Here is a 17,424-nt window from a genome sequence, read left to right on the forward strand (position 1 = left end):
CTGTCCGAAAGGACGACCAGGATTCATTCGGTCTCCTTCCCACTTCAACCATACACCAGAACCAACACACAGGATTCCAGGGTCTGCGCGCGTCGCTTCGCTCCTTGCTCCGCCCTGGAATGACGAAGTGGAGGGTTTGCCGCCACCTACCCCTCATTGATCATCGCTTCGATGTTATAGCCGTCGGGATCGAGCACGAAACAGGCGTAGTAGTGCTCAGCATAATCCGGACGCGGCCCGGGCGCGCCGTTGTCCGCCGCGCCAGCATCGAGCGCCGCGCGATGGAACGCATCGACCTCGGCCTTGCTCTTTGCCCGGAAGGCGACATGCAGATGGGTGAGCGGCGGCGTTTCGCCCGTGCTCTGGATCTCGAACAGGCTGCCATTGCCGACATCAAAGGCCCAGAACACGCCGTTTTTGCCGAAGGAGAGGCTGTAGCCCAACGGCGCAAAAGCCTTTTCGTAGAAGAGCTTGCTCTTGTCGAGGTCGCTCACTTCGATGGTGATGTGGTCGATCACGGTATGGCGGAACACTCGGCGGTCATGGTGGCGGTCGGCCTGCGCCGCGGTTCGTCAGGGACGGTGCAGTCTCACAATCTGCCTTGTAGCTCCATTGTGCGCGTCTCAAAGGCCACAGGTTTTTCATAAAAAAGTCGAATAATTCCCCGATCATTTCTAGACACCAATGAGCGTCTTCATATTCGACTTCGAAGGACCGAAGTCCGTTGCTCGTCATGAAAGGGTGTGCTGCAAGATTGCCAATGCACCTGATCATATCGGCATAGGCTGTATAAGTTCCCGCCATTCCCCCTGGGCGATCGGTTTTGGTAGCTGACCTAATCTGTTTGGCTAGACTTCTTTGGGTGTGACTAAGCGACAGCAATAGGTCTTCAAGGCAGCGTCTTGAAATGACAGCCGAGCCAGCTGGGCTGACAGGAAGAATCTTGCATGCGTCCTCATATGTGCGCCAAACGTCATGGGGGACACAGAAAAAATCTCTTGGGGTATATGAGTAATCCAAACTAAGATTGACCTTAAGGGTAAGCGAGCAAGGCCCCGATTTCCGAAAAGCTAATCTTGCCTGGCCTGTGGCATGTTATGCCTCTACCCTAATGCCGTGGCGCCAGACGCTACGCCTCTACATACTCCGCCAGGCTGACGCCTTTCGGCACATCCAGCCCGTCAGCACGCAAACCTTCGATGTGGAAGCGGATCGCATCACGGATTTCGGTTTCCACCTCAGCTACCGTCGCTCCGGTAGCGATGCAGCCTGGCAGGTCGGGCACATATGCAGAAAAGTTATTTCCGGCTTTTTCGATCACCACGGCGTAGCGCATACCATCACTCCTTCAGGCCGGACTGCTTGAGGATGCTGTTCAACGTTCCTGGTGCAACCTCTTCAGACGGCTTGCCGGCCACGGTGACGCGGCCGGCTTTGGTCTTATGTTTATATTGGCGATGGCTGCCTTTGGTTGCAACCAAATACCAGCCGTCGGCCTCCAGCATGCGAATAACTTCGCGGACTGTAAGCCGAGGCGGCATCTAAGCTCTCAGCTGCACCCGCTCGTGCTTCCACACGTGTCGCACTTCTCGCAGGTGCCGTTCCGCACCATGGTGAAGTTGTGGCACTCGGAGCATTCGTTGCCGGTGTAGCCCTGGAGAAGCGATTGCTGGCGCCTTGTCGCGGCGAGCTTTTTCGCTTCGGCCGCCTCGTTGGCGGCGGCGTCGGTGAATAAAGCCTCGGCGCCGCCGGCGGCTTCGGCTTCTTCTTCCACCATATCCTCGGCCAGTTCCCTGGCGCGCTCCTCATAGTCGCGCTTGTAGGCGATAGCCTCGTCGCTTGCCGGCTTCAGCGCCAGCACGTTGGAGCCTGAGAAGGCCGTGGGCGCGGCGCGGGCAGGGGCGGTCGACGGCCCAGAGCCGCCGAAACCCTTCGGGTCAGAACCCGCAGCCGACACCAGCTTCACCGGCGAGGCGCCGCGATAGAGGCCCTTGGAGAAGGGCGTCGCCTTGCCTTCGGTGATGCCGCGGCCGAGCGCGGTCTTGTCGAAGTCCGACTGGTCGACATGGGCGAGGTCGTGGCGGCCGAGATAGGAGACCGCGAGCTCACGGAACACATAGTCGAGGATCGACGTCGCGTTCTTGATCGCATCGTTGCCCTGCACCATGCCGGCCGGCTCGAACTTGGTGAAGGTGAAGGCCTCGACATATTCATCGAGCGGCACGCCGTACTGCAGGCCGAGCGAGATCGCGATGGCGAAGTTGTTCATCATCGCGCGGAAGGCGGCGCCCTCCTTATGCATGTCGATGAAGATCTCGCCCAGGCGGCCGTCGTCGAACTCGCCGGTGCGGAGATACACCTTGTGGCCGCCGACGACTGCCTTCTGGGTGTAGCCCTTGCGGCGGTTCGGCAGTTTCTCGCGGTCGCGGTAAAGCCGCTCGATAACGCGCTCGACGATCTTTTCCGTCACCTGCACGGCACGCTGCGCGGCGGGTGCCGCGATCAGCTGTTCGACCGCCTCGTCCTCGTCCTCGTCGTCATCGACGAGCAGCGAGGCGTTGAGCGGCTGCGACAGTTTCGAGCCGTCGCGATAAAGCGCGTTGGCCTTCAGCGCCAGCTTCCACGACAGCATATAGGCGTTCTTGGCGTCCTCGACCGTCGCCTCGTTCGGCATGTTGATGGTCTTGGAGATGGCGCCCGAGATGAAGGGCTGCGCTGCCGCCATCATCAGGATGTGGCTGTTGATCGAGAGCGAGCGCTTGCCGATCTTGCCGCAGGGGCTGGCGCAATCGAACACGGGCAGATGCTCGGCCTTGAGGAAGGGCGCGCCTTCCAAGGTCATCGCACCGCAGACATGGATGTTGGCGGCGTCGATGTCCTTCTTCGAGAAGCCGAGAGCCGGCAGCATCTCGAAGGAGATGTCGCCGAGCTGCTCGTCGGTGAAGCCGAGCGTCTCCTTCACCCAGTCGGCGCCGAGCGTCCACTGGTTGAATACGAACTTGATGTCGAAGGCCGACTTCAGCGCTGCATTCAGCGCCGCGATCTTCTCATCGCTAAAACCCTTGGCCTTCAGCGAGGAGGGGTTGATGCCGGGCGCCTGGTTGAGGTTGCCGTGGCCGACCGCATAGGCCTCGATCTCGGCGATCTGGCTCTCGGAATAGCCCAGCGTGCGCAGCGCTTCCGGAACGGCGCGGTTGATGATCTTGAAATAGCCGCCGCCGGCGAGCTTCTTGAACTTCACCAGCGCGAAGTCGGGCTCGATGCCGGTTGTGTCGCAATCCATGACGAGGCCGATCGTGCCGGTCGGCGCGATGACGGTTGCCTGCGCATTGCGGTAGCCATGCTCCTCGCCGAGCTCGATGGCGCGGTCCCATGCGGCGCGGGCATGCTCGGCCAGCGCCTGCTGCTTCAGGTCGGAGGCGACCAGCGGCACCGGGTTGACGGCGAGCTTCTCATAGCCGTCCTTGTCGCCGTAAGCGGCGCGGCGGTGATTGCGCATGACGCGCAGCATGTTCTGGGCGTTGCGGTCATAGTCCGGGAAAGCGCCGAGCTCGGCGGCCATTTCGGCCGAGGTCGAGTAGGCGACGCCGGTCATGATGGCAGTGAGCGCGGCGCAGATGGCGCGGCCCTCGTCGGAATCGTAGGGGATGCCTGAGGTCATCAGCAGGCCGCCGATATTGGCGTAGCCGAGGCCGAGCGTGCGGTATTCGTAAGAGAGCTTGGCGATCTCCTTGGACGGGAACTGCGCCATCATCACCGAGATTTCGAGCACGATGGTCCACAGCCGAACGGTATGCTCGTAAGCGGCGATGTCGATCGTGCCGTCTTCGCGGCGGTAGGGCAAAAGGTTGATCGAGGCGAGATTGCAGGCCGTGTCGTCGAGGAACATGTATTCCGAGCACGGGTTGGAAGCCCGGATCGCACCGGCGGAGGCGCAGGTGTGCCAGTCGTTCATCGTCGTGTTGAAGTGCAGGCCCGGATCGGCGGAAGCCCAGGCGGCGTAGCCGATCTTTTCCCACAGGTCGCGCGCCTTCAGCGTCTTCAGCACCTTGCCGTCCTTGCGGGCGGTGAGCTGCCAGTCGCCATCGGTCTCGACGGCGCGCAGGAAATTGTCCTTCAGCGACACCGAATTGTTGGAGTTCTGGCCGGAGACGGTGAGATAGGCGTCCGAATCCCAGTCGGTGTCGTAGGTCTTGAACGACATCGAGGTGTAGCCCTGGCGGGCGAACTGGATGACGCGGTAGATATAGTTCTCCGGCACGGCGTCCTTCTTGGCCGCCTTGATCTCGCGCTTCAGCGCGGTGTTCAGCGCCGGGTCGAAGCAGTCGTCGCCATGGCCTTCGCAATTGACGCAGGCCTTCATGATGGCTTCGAGATGCTTCTTGACGATCTTGGAACCGGTCACCAGCGAGGCGACCTTCTGCTCCTCATTGACCTTCCAGTCGATGAAGTCCTCGATATCCGGGTGGTCGGCGTCGACGATGACCATTTTCGCCGCGCGGCGCGTCGTGCCGCCCGACTTGATGGCGCCCGCCGCGCGGTCGCCGATCTTGAGGAAGCTCATCAGGCCGGACGAGCGGCCGCCGCCGGAAAGCTTTTCGCCCTCACCGCGCAGCATCGAGAAGTTCGAGCCGGTGCCGGAGCCGTATTTGAACAGGCGCGCCTCGCGCACCCATAGGTCCATGATGCCGCCCTCGTTGACGAGGTCGTCCTGCACGCCCTGGATGAAGCAGGCATGCGGCTGCGGGTGCTCGTAGGAGGACTTCGACTTGGTCAGCTTGCCGGTGAAGGGATCGACATAGAAGTGGCCCTGGCTCGGGCCGTCAATGCCATAGGCCCAGTGCAGGCCGGTGTTGAACCATTGCGGCGAGTTCGGCGCGACGCGCTGGGTGGCGAGCATATAGGCGAGCTCGTCGCGGAAGGCGCGCGCATCATCCTCGGATTTGAAGTAGCCGCCCTTGTATCCCCAGTAGGTCCATGTGCCGGCGAGGCGATCGAAGACCTGGCGGGCGTCGGTTTCCGAACCATAGCGCTCGGCCTCGGGCAGCTTGGCGAGTTCGGCCTCGTCGGCAACCGAACGCCACAGAAAGGAGGGAACGTCGTTCTCCTCAACCTTCTTCAGGCGCGCCGGCACGCCGGCCTTGCGGAAATACTTTTGGGCCAGGATGTCGGCCGCGACCTGGCTGAACTGCGCCGGCACATCGATATTGTCCAGGCGGAACACCACCGAGCCGTCGGGATTCTTGATCTCCGACAAAGCCTTGCGAAATTCGATCTCCGCATAGGCGGACTGATCTGGCTTGGTGAAGCGACGCTCGATGCGCATTGGTCCCGTTCCTTTGTGTCTATATATAGCGCCTTTCCCAAGGGATTGCTGCCCCACATGGCGAAAAGCGCAGTCCGCCGTTTGCCGGCATCGCGGGCGACGCCGACACTCTCCTCGTCGCGGGCGCTGCCATGCAGACAAGCAAACGCTTTTCCAGGCGCTTACCCAGGTTGCCGGCCGACCCGCGGGTCCCTCGAACTGAAACTTTTGTCGATTCCCTCCGTGGAGGGAGGTTCACACTATCTAGCGTCGAGCCTGCCTGCAAACACTAAATATAGTGTTAACAGATCATTTTTTCCAGGCCGACAATTCTCCCTTTCGCCCACCCAAGCCCTAACGATCCCAACGCTTCCGCCGGCCTCGTGAACAGGCGGAAATCCGGGCAAAACGCACAAAATCCGGGAAAAAAGACCGGCCTCAGAACTCTCCGGTCGCGCCCGCTACAGGAGCGCATGGCCTATAAAAAGCGACTCGTTCCGACCCGTCAAGGATTCGTTTGCGTAGCTTTTATGACCCCAACATCTTGTGTGTCACATATGTGGATAACGGGGACATAAGAAGCCCGGCTTTGCAGGCTCTTGACGCGGTGATCGGCCAGGCGGAAAGCCGTGTCGGACCGATGGCTTTTCATTTTAGCTGGCTTGCACTATCTGTTGCGTTCGCCCGGGGGCGCGCCTTGTCAACACCAAAAGCATCCGCTACGCCCCGCTCATGACAGTTACCGTACGTTTTGCCCCATCGCCGACCGGCCGCATCCATATCGGCAATGCGCGCACCGCGCTGTTCAACTGGCTTTTCGCCATGAACAACAAGGGCCGTTTCATCCAGCGCTTCGACGACACCGACATTGCCCGCTCGACGCAGGAATATGCCGATTCCATTCTTTACGACCTGCATTGGCTGGGCATCTTCCCGGATGTCACCGAATACCAGTCGCGCCGCTTCGAGATCTATGACGCGGCAGTCGAGCGGCTGAAGGCGGCGCGGGTGCTTTATGCCTGCTACGAGACGCCGGAAGAGCTCGACCTGCGCCGCAAAGTGCGCCGCACGCGCGGCCTGCCGCCGGTTTATGGCCGCGAGGCGCTGACGCTGACGCCGGAGCAGGTGGCCGAGTACCAGTCGGATGGCCGCCGGCCGCATTGGCGCTTCCTGCTGCCCAACTACACCAACGACCCGCTGCAGCCGGAGCGCACCGAGGTGCGCTGGAACGACCTGGTGCGCGGCGAGGAGACGGTCGACCTCGCCTCGCTGTCGGATCCTGTCCTGGTGCGCGAGGACGGCACCTATCTCTACACGCTGCCCTCGGTGGTCGACGACATCGAGATGGGTGTCAGCCATGTCATTCGCGGCGACGACCATGTCACCAACACCGGCGTGCAGATCGCCATCTTCAAGGCGCTGGGCGCCGAGCCGCCGGTCTTCGGCCACCACAATTTGCTCACCACAGTGTCGGGCGAGGGGTTGTCGAAGCGCACCGGCGCGCTGTCGATCGAAAGCCTGCGCGAGGACGGCATCGAGCCGATGGCCGTCGCTTCGCTGGCTGTGCTTGTCGGCACGTCGGAAAATGTCACCGCCGCGCATGATCTCAACGAGCTCGCCGGCCATTTTGACCCGGCGGCGACGTCCAAGTCCGCCTCCAAATTCGACCCGGACGAGCTCTTCGTGCTCAACCGCACGCTGATGCATCGCATGTCGTTCGAGGAAGCGCGCGACCGGCTGATGGTGCTGGGCATTTCCGGCGACAAGGCCGAGCCGTTCTGGATGGCGGTGCGCGGCAATCTCGACCGCCTGTCGGACGCGGTCGCTTGGTGGCGTATCCTGAGCGAGGGTCCGCAGGAACCGGCGGAATTTTCCGGCGAGGACCGCGATTTCCTCAATCAGGCGTTCGACGTTCTCCCCGAGGAGCCGTGGAACGGCACGGTGTGGAAGGACTGGACCGGCAAGATCAAGGAAGCCACCGGGCGCAAGGGCAAGCCGTTGTTCATGCCGCTGAGGCTGGCCCTTACCGGGCGGACTTCGGGGCCGGAGCTTTCAGATCTATTGCCGCTGATGGGTCGGGAAGGAACGCTGGCCCGACGACCCTGACCTTGCGCTGATCGGGCGGCAGCGCCGAGACCGGCGACACCGGCACTTTGGTGGTCAGCCGCCTGATCGCATCAAGGTCGAGCCCGCCTTCGGCATTGGCGAGCGTTTCCGGATCGGCGCCCGGATCGGGCTTGGACGCCGGCATCGGTATGAAGCGCGCTGCCTCGCCGTTCGGCTGCGATTGTTCAGGATCAGGCGGGTTGCCGCCGATGATCGTGAAATTGCCGGCCTGCGCATTGCAGCCGCAGGTGGGCGGGCGCGAGTAATTGGCCTGTTTGTAGAGATAGGCGGTCGGCAGCTCGCTGTAGGGTTGACCTGTCGCCGACGAGGTCATCGAGCCAGAATCGTCGTCCATTCCGCGCGAATAGAAGACCTGCATCTCGGTACCTGGGCAGCTCGATTCGCAATTCTTCTGGTCGCGCTCGAAGTCACCGATGGAAGCGGCATTCGACATCGGGAAGAAATAGCCGTCGCAGGTGCGCACGCACATCGTATGGAACTCGCCGCCCAGCCGGGGCAGATCCATGCCGTCCGGCTGGTTGATGACGCGGCGAATGTTGCGCACGCTCGCATCATCGGACGGCACGTCCGCCGAGTCCGGGATATCGGGGGCATCGGGCGTTTCGACCTGCTGGTCCTGGCGGCCGAAAAGCTGCTCGAACAGATTGCCGCCGCCATTGTCGCGGGCCGCCTCCCGAAGCGGCGCGCGGCGCGGCGCGATCTCGTCGTCGCGGCAGCCATTGGCATCGAGCGCCGCCAGGATGCGGCTGCGGTCGCGCCGCGTGCCGCCGGCGGCCAGCCGCTCGCGCTTGGCCTGCAATGTGTCGAGATTGGCATTCATCCGCTCTATCGAGGCGTTGATCGCGGCGCATTGGCTGACATTGCGCGAAAACAGCGTGAAGCCGCAACCGGCGTCGCTTGCCCGGCCGCGGGCCTTGGCAAGCTGCTCGCCCTGGCGCTGGATGGCATCGTCATATTTGCGCACGATGCCGGGGCCTCCGCCACCGCCGCGCGTCGCGGCGAGTACGGCTTCGAGTTGCCTGCATATGCGAGAGGCGGCCTGGGCTTCAGCGCCGGCGACAGCTGAACCTGCAAGCGCTGCAAGCAGCGTCGCAAGATGCATCAGCTTCAGCCCCTTCATTCGCCTGGAATCCCGATTGCCCGTGGCCGGAAGACTATCGCGTTCGTGGTTAACTGTTCGCTATGCGTTTCACCGTTTCACGGAAACGGCGAAACGCCCTATTTCTTTGTTTTTACGCAATTCCAGACGGAAAACCGCTCACACTTTTCCTGGAATTGCTCTTGTCTGCAACCCGGCACAATTGCGCTTTGTCGCGTCACCTCAGTTCAAGTCGACGAGCGCCTGCGCCTTATGCGCCGCCTCGACCACCGCAAGCGCGGTCATGTTGACGACGCCGCGCGAGGTTACGGACGGCGTCAATATGTGCGCGGGCTTGTCGGTGCCGAGCAGAATCGGTCCGACATGCAGCGCGTCCATCATGGCGCGCAGCGCCGTCAGCGTGATGTTGGCCGAATCGAGGTTCGGGAAGACCAGCAGATTGGCTTCGCCTTTCAGCCGCGAATGCGGGTAGACGCGCTGGCGCAGATGTTCTGAAAGAGCGGAGTCGGCATGCATCTCGCCATCGCACTGGAGTTCCGGGGCGATGCGAGCCAGGATCGCCGCGGCCTGGCGCATCTTCAGCGCGCCGGGTGAATCGCGTGAGCCGAAATCCGAATGCGACAGAAGCGCTGCTTTCGGCTCGATGCCGAAGCGCTGGATTTCCTCGGCCGCGAGCACAGTCATTTCGGCGATTTCTTCCGCTGTGGGATCGACCGAGACATGCGTGTCGGTGAGGAAGATGATGCCGCGCTGCGAGATCAGCATCGACAATGTCGACAGGTCGCGGTCCTTGATGCCGGCGCGAGGCCCGATGATCAGCGTGACGTTGCGCAGATGCCGCTCGAAGCGGCCTTCGAGCCCGCAAATCATGGCATCCGCGTCGCCGCGCTTCAGCGCAAGAGCGGCGATCACCGTATTGTTGGTACGCACCATGGTGCGGGCGGCTTCCGTCGTGATACCGCGGCGGCCGGCAAGCTCGATCAGGAGGTCGACATAGTGCCGGTAACGCGGATCGTCTTCCGGGTTTATCAGGCCGAAATCGACGCCCGGACGGATGCGCAGGCCGTAACGCTTCAGCCGGACCTCCACGACATGCGGACGGCCGATCAGGATCGGCTCGGCAATGCCTTCCTCCAGCACCACCTGCGCGGCACGCAGCACGCGCTCGTCCTCGCCGTCGGCATAGATGACGCGCTTGGCGCTCGAGGTTTTGGCGGAGGAGAACACCGGCTTCATCACCAGGCCGGAGCGGAAGACGAAGCGGTTGAGCTTGTCGATATAGGCGGTGAAGTCGGCGATCGGCCGCGTCGCGACGCCGGTGTCGCAGGCAGCTTTCGCCACCGCCGGCGCGATGCGCAGGATAAGGCGCGGATCGAAGGGCGAGGGGATCAGGAAATCGGGGCCGAAAATCGGCGTCTCGCTGGAATAGGCGCGCGCCGCGACATCCGAAGGCTCCTCGCGGGCAAGGGCGGCGATCGCCCGCACCGCCGCCATCTTCATCTCCTCGTTGATGGCGCTGGCGCCGCAATCTAGCGCGCCGCGGAAGATGTAAGGAAAGCACAGCACGTTGTTGACTTGATTGGGAAAATCCGAGCGCCCGGTGCAGATCATGGCGTCTGGCCGCGCGGCGCGTGCCACTTCCGGCATGATCTCGGGATTGGGGTTGGCCAAGGCCAGGATCAGCGGTTTCGGCGCCATGTGCTGCAAAAGCTCCGGCTTCAGCACGCCGGCGGCGGAAAGGCCGAGAAAGACGTCGGCGCCGGAGATGACGTCGGCCAGCGTGCGCGCCTCGGTGTCCTTCACATAGGGATCTTTCCAGCGATCCATCTCTTCGACGCGACCCTTATGGGCGACGCCGAACCGGTCGGTGACCCAGATGTTTTCCACTTTGGCGCCGAGCGAGACCAAAAGGTTGAGGCAGGCAAGTGCTGCCGCACCCGCGCCGGACGTGACGATCTTGATGTCGGAAATCGCCTTGCCGGCCAATTCGAGCCCGTTGAGCACCGCGGCTGCGACGATGATCGCGGTGCCGTGCTGGTCGTCGTGGAAGACCGGGATGCCCATGCGGGCCTTCAGCCGCTCTTCGACCTCGAAACATTCAGGCGCCTTGATGTCCTCGAGGTTGATGCCGCCGAAGGTCGGCTCGAGCGCCGCCACCGTCTCGACCATCCGCTCGATCTCCGGCGCGTCGATCTCGATATCGAAGACATCGATGCCGGCGAATTTCTTGAACAGCACCGCCTTGCCTTCCATGACCGGCTTGGAGGCGAGCGGACCGATATTGCCCAGCCCAAGCACGGCGGAGCCGTTGGAGACGACGCCGACGAGATTGGCGCGGGCGGTGTAGTCGGCCGCGGTGGCCGGATCGTCACGGATCTCGAGGCAGGGCGCGGCCACGCCCGGCGAATAGGCAAGCGCCAGGTCGCGCTGGTTGCCGAGCGGCTTCGTCGCCTGGATCTCCAGCTTTCCCGGCGTCGGGTGCTTGTGGAAGAAGAGGGCGGCCTCGTCGAGATCCGACCGGGCCGTTTTCTTGTTCTCGCCGTCCATTGCGGCCCCTCCCTGCGATACTGGTTTGGAGCCTTTTAGCATGCGTCGACCATTTCGCGACGCCAAAATCTCGGACTCCGGCCTTCACAATGCCGGAGCGGAAATAATCAAACGATTCCAGCCTGTTGGCATGAAAGTTTCGGGCGGATGAGTAGCGGCGGTCAGAACGCGCTGACGTAGAGGCCGCCGTCGACCGGGATGTTCTGGCCGGTGAGGTAGCCGGCATGGACCGAGCACAGGAAGGCGCAGATCTGGCCGAATTCCTCCGGCGTGCCGAGACGTTTTGCCGGCACGTCGGCGCTGATGCGGGCCTTGCGCGCGGCCGCCGCGGCCGGGTCTTCCGGAGTGCCGGCCTCGTGCGGGCCGCGCAGCCGGTCGGTGTCAAGCTTGCCGGGCAGCAGGCTGTTGATGGTGACGTTGCGGTCGATGACCGTGCGCGCCACGCCGGCGAGGAACGAGGTCAGGCCGGCGCGAGCGCCGGACGACAGGTCGAGACCGGGGATCGGAACATAGACCGACAGCGAGGTGATGTTGACGATGCGGCCGAAGCCGCGCTTGGCCATGCCGTCGATCACCGCCTGGATGAGCTCGATCGGCGTGACCATGTTCTGCGTCACACCCTCGAGGATCTTGGTGCGGTCGAGCTCGCGAAAATCGCGCAGCGGCGGGCCGCCATTGTTGTTGATCAGAATGTCGGGATCGGGGCAGGCGGCGAGCATCGCTTTCTGCACCTCGGGCTTCGACACGTCGCCGGCAACTTCGATGACATCGACGCCGAACCGGTCGCGGATCTCCTTGGCGGTCTTGGCCACGAGTTCGGCGTTGCGGCCGTTGACGACCAGATCGACGCCGGCTTCGGCAAGCGCCATGGCGCAGCCGCGACCCAGTCCCTTGCTCGAGGCGCAGACGATGGCCTTCTTGCCGCGAATGCCGAGATCCATGACGGTTTTCTCCTGATTGTGTCGCGCGCAAGCTAGCGCCTGGGCTGGACCAACCGCAACCGTCATACGGTTGTTGCATGAATCGGGGCATAGGCACGCGAAAGCAAAGGGTAAAATCGTGATGTCAGACCCAGAGCCCCGCACTTTCCGCGCCCTGTTCATTTCCGACGTGCATCTCGGCTCGAAAGCGGCCAAGGCCGATTTCCTGATCGACTTCCTGCGTCATCACGACGCCGAGATCATCTATCTGGTCGGCGATATCGTCGACGGCTGGCGGCTGCGGCGCAACTGGCATTGGCCTCAGAGCCACAATGACGTGGTGCAGAAGCTGCTGCGCAAGGCGCGCAAGGGCGCCTCGATCACCTATATCGCCGGCAATCACGACGAATTCGCCCGCCAGTTCCAGGGCGTGCATTTCGGCGGCATTGTCGTCGCCGACCGCGCCATTCACGAGACCGCCGACGGCCGGCGCCTGCTGGTCATCCATGGCGACCAGTTCGACACGGTGGTGCACAACCAGCGCTGGCTGGCCTATCTCGGCGACTATGCCTATGACGCGGCAATGCTGGTCAACCGTGTCGTGACCAAGCTGCGCCACCTGCTCGGCCTGCCTTACTGGTCGTTCTCGTCATGGGCCAAGGTCAAGGTGAAGAAGGCGGTGAACTTCATCGGCTCGTTCCAGACCGTGCTTTCGGAGGAGGCGCGGCGCTCGCATGTCGACGGCGTGATCTGCGGCCACATCCATCACGCCGCAATCGAGAGCTACGGCGACGTGCAGTACATCAACACCGGCGACTGGGTGGAAAGCTGCACGGCGGTGGTCGAGCATTTCGACGGCCGCATGGAAATCCTGACTTGGGCGCATGTGCTCCCTGAGGCGTCGGCCGGCAATGAAGCGCTGGTGCCGGTCGATATCATCGACCTCAAGGGCAGGGCGGCTCAGGCGGCTTGAGCGCAGCTGCCTTTCCGGGTTCAGCCTGCTGCCTTCGCGCTCACGCTGGCCGCGCGCCGCGCTCGTTCACAGGTACCGTCCGTCAACAGCTTTGCCCTCGATCGATTGGTCCAGCTGGTTCCGTCGCGCTTTGCCGCATGTTAGGGATCGAGACACGTTGCATGGGAGTCGAATGCAGCGAAATTGGATCGATTCATGTCGCTGCCGCCGCTATCGCCCGAACAGCTTGTCAAGCCGAGCCATTTCGAACTGCGCATGAGCCTGATCTTCGCGACCTTGTTCGTCTCGCAAGGCACGCATCTGCCTTACTTTCCGCTCTGGCTGCAGGCGAAAGGTTTTCATGCCGAGCAGATTGCGGTCATCCTGGCCGCGCCGATGTTCCTGCGCGTGTTCACGACGCCGATGCTGACCGCGCTTGCCGACCGGGCCCGGGATCGCGCCGATGTCTATATCGCGGTGGTTGCGGCCTCCATGGTCATCTCTGCCGGCTATTTCCTGACGGCCACCTATGCCGTCGTGCTCGCCGTGTCGCTGCTTTTGACGATCGTCTGGACGCCGCATTCGCCGATGGCCGATTCGCTGGCGCTTTCGGGCGTGCGCCGTTTCGGTTCGAACTACACGGCGATGCGCAAATGGGGCTCGATCTCGTATCTGTGCGCCAATGTCGTGGGCGGGTTCATCCTTGCGGCCACGGGTCCACAGGCGGTCCCGCTCATCATTTTCATTGCGCTCGGCGCGGCCCTGGTCGCGGCGCTGCTGTCGCCGCGCATGGGGCGGCCGCGCAAGGCCTCGCCGCTGTCGGCGACCGAGATCCAGCATAAGGCGCCGAGCCTGTTCAATGCCTATTTCCTGTATTTCACGCTTGGCGTCGGCATCATCACCGCCAGCCATGCCTTCCTCTACGGCTTCGTCTCGATCTACTGGAAATCGATCGGAATCGGCGATTCCGTCGTTGGCCTGCTATGGGCCTGGGGCGTGGTGTCGGAAGTCTGCATGTTTCTGTTTTTCAATCGTATTTTTGCTTCCATCTCGGTCGCCAGGGTGATGGTGATCGCCGGTATCGGTTCGATCGTGCGCTGGATCGCCTTTCCGCTGGTCTGGCCGCTCGGTCTGGGCGTCGCCGGCTTCTTCGGCGTCCAGACGCTGCATTCGGTATCTGTGGCGATGGTGTTGATCGGCCTGCAGAAGATGATCGGCGAAACGGTTTCCGAGGAGCGCACGGGCGCCGCGCAAGGCATCGCCTATTTCTTCAACGGCTTCTTCATGGCGGCGGTGACGCTTGCTTCAGGCCCGCTCTATGACCGTTTAGGCGTCGACGGTTTCTGGGCGATGATCCCGATCGCGGTCGTCGGCATGGTGCTGATAGGCCTAGCTTCCCGTTCAGCCCCAAAGCACCCTGTCGGGGGGTGAAACCAGCGATCCCCGGTAGACGAGACCGGGCTCGCGATCCCGCGCAAGCAGCAGCGGACCGTCGAGGTCGACGAAGTCGGCGTCCTGCGCGAGCAGCACCGCCGGGGCCATGGCGAGCGAGGTGCCGACCATGCAGCCCACCATGATGCCGAAGCCGAGTTCGCGCGCGCGGTCGCGCAACTTCAACGCCTCGGTCAGGCCGCCGGATTTGTCGAGCTTGATGTTGACGGCGTCATAGAGCCCGGCCAGCGCATCGAGGTCCTTTGCCGCATGCACGCTTTCGTCGGCGCAGATCGGCACCGGATGCGCGATCCGGCGCAGGATGTCGTCTTTGCCCGCCGGCAGCGGCTGTTCGACAAGCGCGACGCCGTGCTGCGCGGCGAAGCTGAGGTTCGCCTCGACATTGTCGTTGGTCCAGCCCTCGTTGGCATCCAGGATGATGCGGCTTTCGGGAGCGGCTTCCGTCACCCCGCGGATCCTTGCCATGTCGCCGTCGCCGCCGATCTTCACCTTGAGTAAAGGCCGCGCGGCATTGGCGCGCGCTTGCGCCGCCATGGCGTCCGGTTCGGCGAGCGACAGCGTGTAGGCGGTTTCCAGTGACCTCGTCGGAAGGGCCCCGATGGCCGCCGCCACCGGCGTTCCGGTCAGCTTGGCTTCCAGGTCCCAAAGGGCGCAGTCGATGGCGTTTCGTGCGGCGCCCGCGGGCATGGCTGAGAGCAAGGCGGTCCGGTCGATGCCGGAGACGACCGGATCGCGCATGGCCTCGATGGCCGCGCGCACCCCCTCCATGGTCTCGCCGTAGCGCCTGTACGGCACGCACTCGCCGCGCCCGGAACGTCCCCCGTCAGCGATCGTTACGGTGATGACTTCGGCCTCGGTTTTGGATCCGCGTGAGATGGTGAAGGTGCCGGCGATCGGGAATCGCTCCATTTCGACCGAAATGACACGCGCCATAATTTTCTTCTCCGGCTGTGCGACACCGGTCTGCCGGCAAATCGACACGCCAGTCCGGTCACGCTAAACAGGACGCCATGTTGACCATCCGCAAACGCGACGCAAGCGGCGAGGCCAAGGACGCCGAGCACCGGCCTCGCATTGCCGTGGGCGAGGAAGGGGGCGTGCTGGGCTGCGCCTTTTCCGGCGTGTGGACGACGCGCACCGTGGCGCTGGTCGATGCCGACATGCGCAAGATCGAGCAGAGAAGCGGCGCAAAACAGCTGATGCTCGACCTTTCCCACATCGAAAAGATGGACACCGCCGGCGCATGGCTTATCGACCGGTTGGCCAGCGCCTTCGAGAAGAAAGGCGTCGAGGTCCATTTGCAGGGGCAGAGCGAGATCGCTTCGATCCTGCTCGGCGCGGTCGGCGATGCGGTTCGCCGGGAGCCCGAATCGGGTCCGTCCGGGCCGCCCAACATCATCCTGCGCGCGCTGGAGCTGGTTGGCCGGCGTGTCTATGAGATGCGCGACGATTTCTTCGCCTCCATGAACATTCTCGGCGCCACGATCCGCGGCGCACAGATGAAGCTCGGCCGCGGCCACGCGGTCAACCCGGCCGCGATCTTCAACCAGATCGATCGCATGGGCGTCGGCGCGATACCGGTGGTGGTGCTGATGTCGGCCATTGTCGGCGCCATTGTCGCCCAGCAGGGCGCCTACCAGCTCAGCTATTTCGGCGCCAACATCTTCGTCGTGGACCTCGTCGGCGTGCTGATCCTGCGCGAGCTCGGCGTGCTGATGACGGCGATCATGCTCGCCGGCCGTTCGGGCAGCGCCATCACCGCCGAGATCGGCTCGATGAAAATGCGCGAGGAGGTCGACGCGCTGAAGGTGATCGGCCTCAATCCGATCGGCGTGCTGGTCTTTCCGCGGCTCGTCGCGCTGGTGATCGGGCTGCCGTGCCTCACGATCATCGCCAATTTTGCCGCGCTTGGCGGCGGCATCGTTGCCGCCTGGCTCTATTCCGATATCCCGCCGGCCGCGTTCATCGACAGGCTGCGCGTCGCCATTGACCTCAGCACCATCTTTGCCGGCCTGATCAAGGCGCCGTTCATGGCCCTCATCATCGGCATCATCGCGTCGGTCGAGGGCATGAAGGTCGGCGGCAGCGCCGAATCGCTCGGCCTGCACGTGACCGCGTCGGTGGTGAAGTCGATCTTCGTCGTCATCATCCTCGACGGGCTTTTCGCCATGTTCTACGCAGCGATCGGGTTCTGAGATGGCGAACGGCAACGGCGCCACGGCGGCGCAGGACACGAATGACAACGAGATCGTGCTTTCGGTTCGCGACGTAACCGTCGCCATCGGCGACAAGGTGATTCTCGACAAGCTTTCGCTCGATATCAAGCGTGGGGAAATCCTTGGCTTCGTCGGCGCTTCGGGCGCCGGCAAATCGGTGCTGTTGCGCACCATATTGGGGCTGATGCCGAAGCAATCGGGGACGATCAGCCTGTTCGGCGTCGACGTCGACAAGGCCAGCGACGCCGATCGCCTGCGCATCGACATGCGGCTTGGCGTTCTTTTCCAGCATGGCGCGCTGTTTTCAGCGCTGACGGTGATGGAAAACGTGCAGGTGCCGATGCGCGAATATCTCGACCTGCCCAAGGCGCTGATGGACGAGCTGGCCTTGCTCAAGATCGAGCTGGTCGGGTTGCCGCCCGACGCCGCCCTGAAATTCCCGTCCGAGCTGTCCGGCGGCATGATCAAGCGCGCGGCGCTGGCGCGCGCCCTGGCGCTCGATCCCGACATCGTCTTTCTCGACGAGCCGACCTCGGGGCTCGACCCGATCAGCGCCGCCGAGTTCGACGAGCTTGTCGTCAAGCTGCGCGACACGATGGATCTGACCGTCTACATGGTTACGCACGATCTCGACACGCTGTTCACCGCTTGCGATCACGTCGCGGTGCTCGGCAAGAAGAAGGTGCTGGTCGAAGGCACGATCGACGACATGCTGAAGAGCGACGAGCCGTGGGTGAAATCCTATTTCCGCGGAAAACGCGCCCGGCAACTTGATCTTGCGGCGCGCGCATAGCCATAAGTGGGGC

At 63.2% G+C, this 17,424-nt stretch carries 14 protein-coding genes; 5 read left to right on the top strand and 9 right to left on the bottom strand.

Translation table 11 applies throughout. The features are described from left to right. Window positions 1-146 precede the first annotated feature (146 nt). From LB525_RS09275 to LB525_RS09295, 5 genes are all read right to left on the bottom strand, one after another. A complete protein-coding gene (locus tag LB525_RS09275; protein WP_224544577.1) occupies window positions 147-518 on the bottom strand; it encodes a VOC family protein in 372 nt (123 codons plus the stop codon). A 22-nt stretch (window positions 519-540) separates the two neighbouring features. Next, a complete protein-coding gene (locus LB525_RS28690; protein WP_224544406.1) occupies window positions 541-1,020 on the bottom strand; it encodes a DUF4145 domain-containing protein in 480 nt (159 codons plus the stop codon). Between the two features lie 109 nt (window positions 1,021-1,129). Further along, the gene (locus LB525_RS09285) at window positions 1,130-1,336 is read right to left on the bottom strand and encodes a type II toxin-antitoxin system HicB family antitoxin (protein WP_013532022.1); all 207 of its coding nucleotides are present in this window, start codon (window positions 1,334-1,336) and stop codon (window positions 1,130-1,132) included. 4 nt (window positions 1,337-1,340) lie between these two features. Next, window positions 1,341-1,541 (bottom strand): type II toxin-antitoxin system HicA family toxin, encoded by a 201-nt coding sequence (locus LB525_RS09290; protein ID WP_127863793.1) that lies wholly within the window; start codon window positions 1,539-1,541, stop codon window positions 1,341-1,343. 8 nt (window positions 1,542-1,549) lie between these two features. Continuing rightward, window positions 1,550-5,326: a vitamin B12-dependent ribonucleotide reductase gene (locus tag LB525_RS09295; protein ID WP_224544407.1), complete on the bottom strand. Its 3,777-nt coding sequence runs from the start codon at window positions 5,324-5,326 to the stop codon at window positions 1,550-1,552. A 711-nt stretch (window positions 5,327-6,037) separates the two neighbouring features. On the opposite strand from LB525_RS09295, the gene gltX reads away from it, so the two are divergent. After that, window positions 6,038-7,411: a glutamate--tRNA ligase gene (gltX, locus tag LB525_RS09300; protein ID WP_140841098.1), complete on the top strand. Its 1,374-nt coding sequence runs from the start codon at window positions 6,038-6,040 to the stop codon at window positions 7,409-7,411. On the opposite strand, the gene LB525_RS09305 is transcribed toward gltX, so the two are convergent. The 3 genes from LB525_RS09305 to LB525_RS09315 all read right to left on the bottom strand — a co-directional run bounded on the left by LB525_RS09305 (window position 7,329) and on the right by LB525_RS09315 (window position 12,019). Then, window positions 7,329-8,552 (bottom strand): DUF2865 domain-containing protein, encoded by a 1,224-nt coding sequence (locus LB525_RS09305; RefSeq protein WP_411971013.1) that lies wholly within the window; start codon window positions 8,550-8,552, stop codon window positions 7,329-7,331. The two genes, gltX and LB525_RS09305, sit on opposite strands and share 83 nt — an antisense overlap. Window positions 8,553-8,753: 201 nt before the next feature. Continuing rightward, window positions 8,754-11,078: an NADP-dependent malic enzyme gene (locus LB525_RS09310; protein WP_095765240.1), complete on the bottom strand. Its 2,325-nt coding sequence runs from the start codon at window positions 11,076-11,078 to the stop codon at window positions 8,754-8,756. Between the two features lie 161 nt (window positions 11,079-11,239). After that, a complete protein-coding gene (locus LB525_RS09315; RefSeq protein ID WP_224544408.1) occupies window positions 11,240-12,019 on the bottom strand; it encodes an SDR family oxidoreductase in 780 nt (259 codons plus the stop codon). Between the two features lie 121 nt (window positions 12,020-12,140). On the opposite strand from LB525_RS09315, the gene LB525_RS09320 reads away from it, so the two are divergent. Together LB525_RS09320 and LB525_RS09325 are read left to right on the top strand one after the other, a co-directional pair. Continuing rightward, window positions 12,141-12,971 carry a UDP-2,3-diacylglucosamine diphosphatase gene (locus LB525_RS09320; RefSeq protein WP_224544409.1) on the top strand — a complete coding sequence of 277 codons (831 nt, stop codon included), beginning with the start codon at window positions 12,141-12,143 and terminating at the stop codon, window positions 12,969-12,971. A gap of 195 nt (window positions 12,972-13,166) precedes the next feature. After that, window positions 13,167-14,381, top strand: coding sequence for an MFS transporter (locus tag LB525_RS09325; RefSeq protein ID WP_224544410.1), 1,215 nt, complete (start codon window positions 13,167-13,169; stop codon window positions 14,379-14,381). Here the strand turns inward: LB525_RS09325 and dgcA are convergent. Continuing rightward, on the bottom strand, window positions 14,352-15,335 hold the full coding sequence (gene dgcA / locus LB525_RS09330; RefSeq protein ID WP_224544411.1) for an N-acetyl-D-Glu racemase DgcA: 984 nt from the start codon (window positions 15,333-15,335) through the stop codon (window positions 14,352-14,354). The two genes, LB525_RS09325 and dgcA, sit on opposite strands and share 30 nt — an antisense overlap. A gap of 77 nt (window positions 15,336-15,412) precedes the next feature. Here dgcA and LB525_RS09335 point away from each other — a divergent pair, with 77 nt between their 5' ends. Together LB525_RS09335 and LB525_RS09340 are read left to right on the top strand one after the other, a co-directional pair. Further along, window positions 15,413-16,597, top strand: coding sequence for an ABC transporter permease (locus LB525_RS09335; protein ID WP_224532047.1), 1,185 nt, complete (start codon window positions 15,413-15,415; stop codon window positions 16,595-16,597). A gap of 1 nt (window position 16,598) precedes the next feature. After that, the gene (locus LB525_RS09340) at window positions 16,599-17,411 is read left to right on the top strand and encodes an ABC transporter ATP-binding protein (RefSeq protein ID WP_224544412.1); all 813 of its coding nucleotides are present in this window, start codon (window positions 16,599-16,601) and stop codon (window positions 17,409-17,411) included. The last annotated feature ends 13 nt before the right edge of the window (window positions 17,412-17,424 follow it).

This window comes from Mesorhizobium sp. CA16, from assembly GCF_020165175.1.
Classification (GTDB): Bacteria; Pseudomonadota; Alphaproteobacteria; order Rhizobiales; family Rhizobiaceae; genus Mesorhizobium.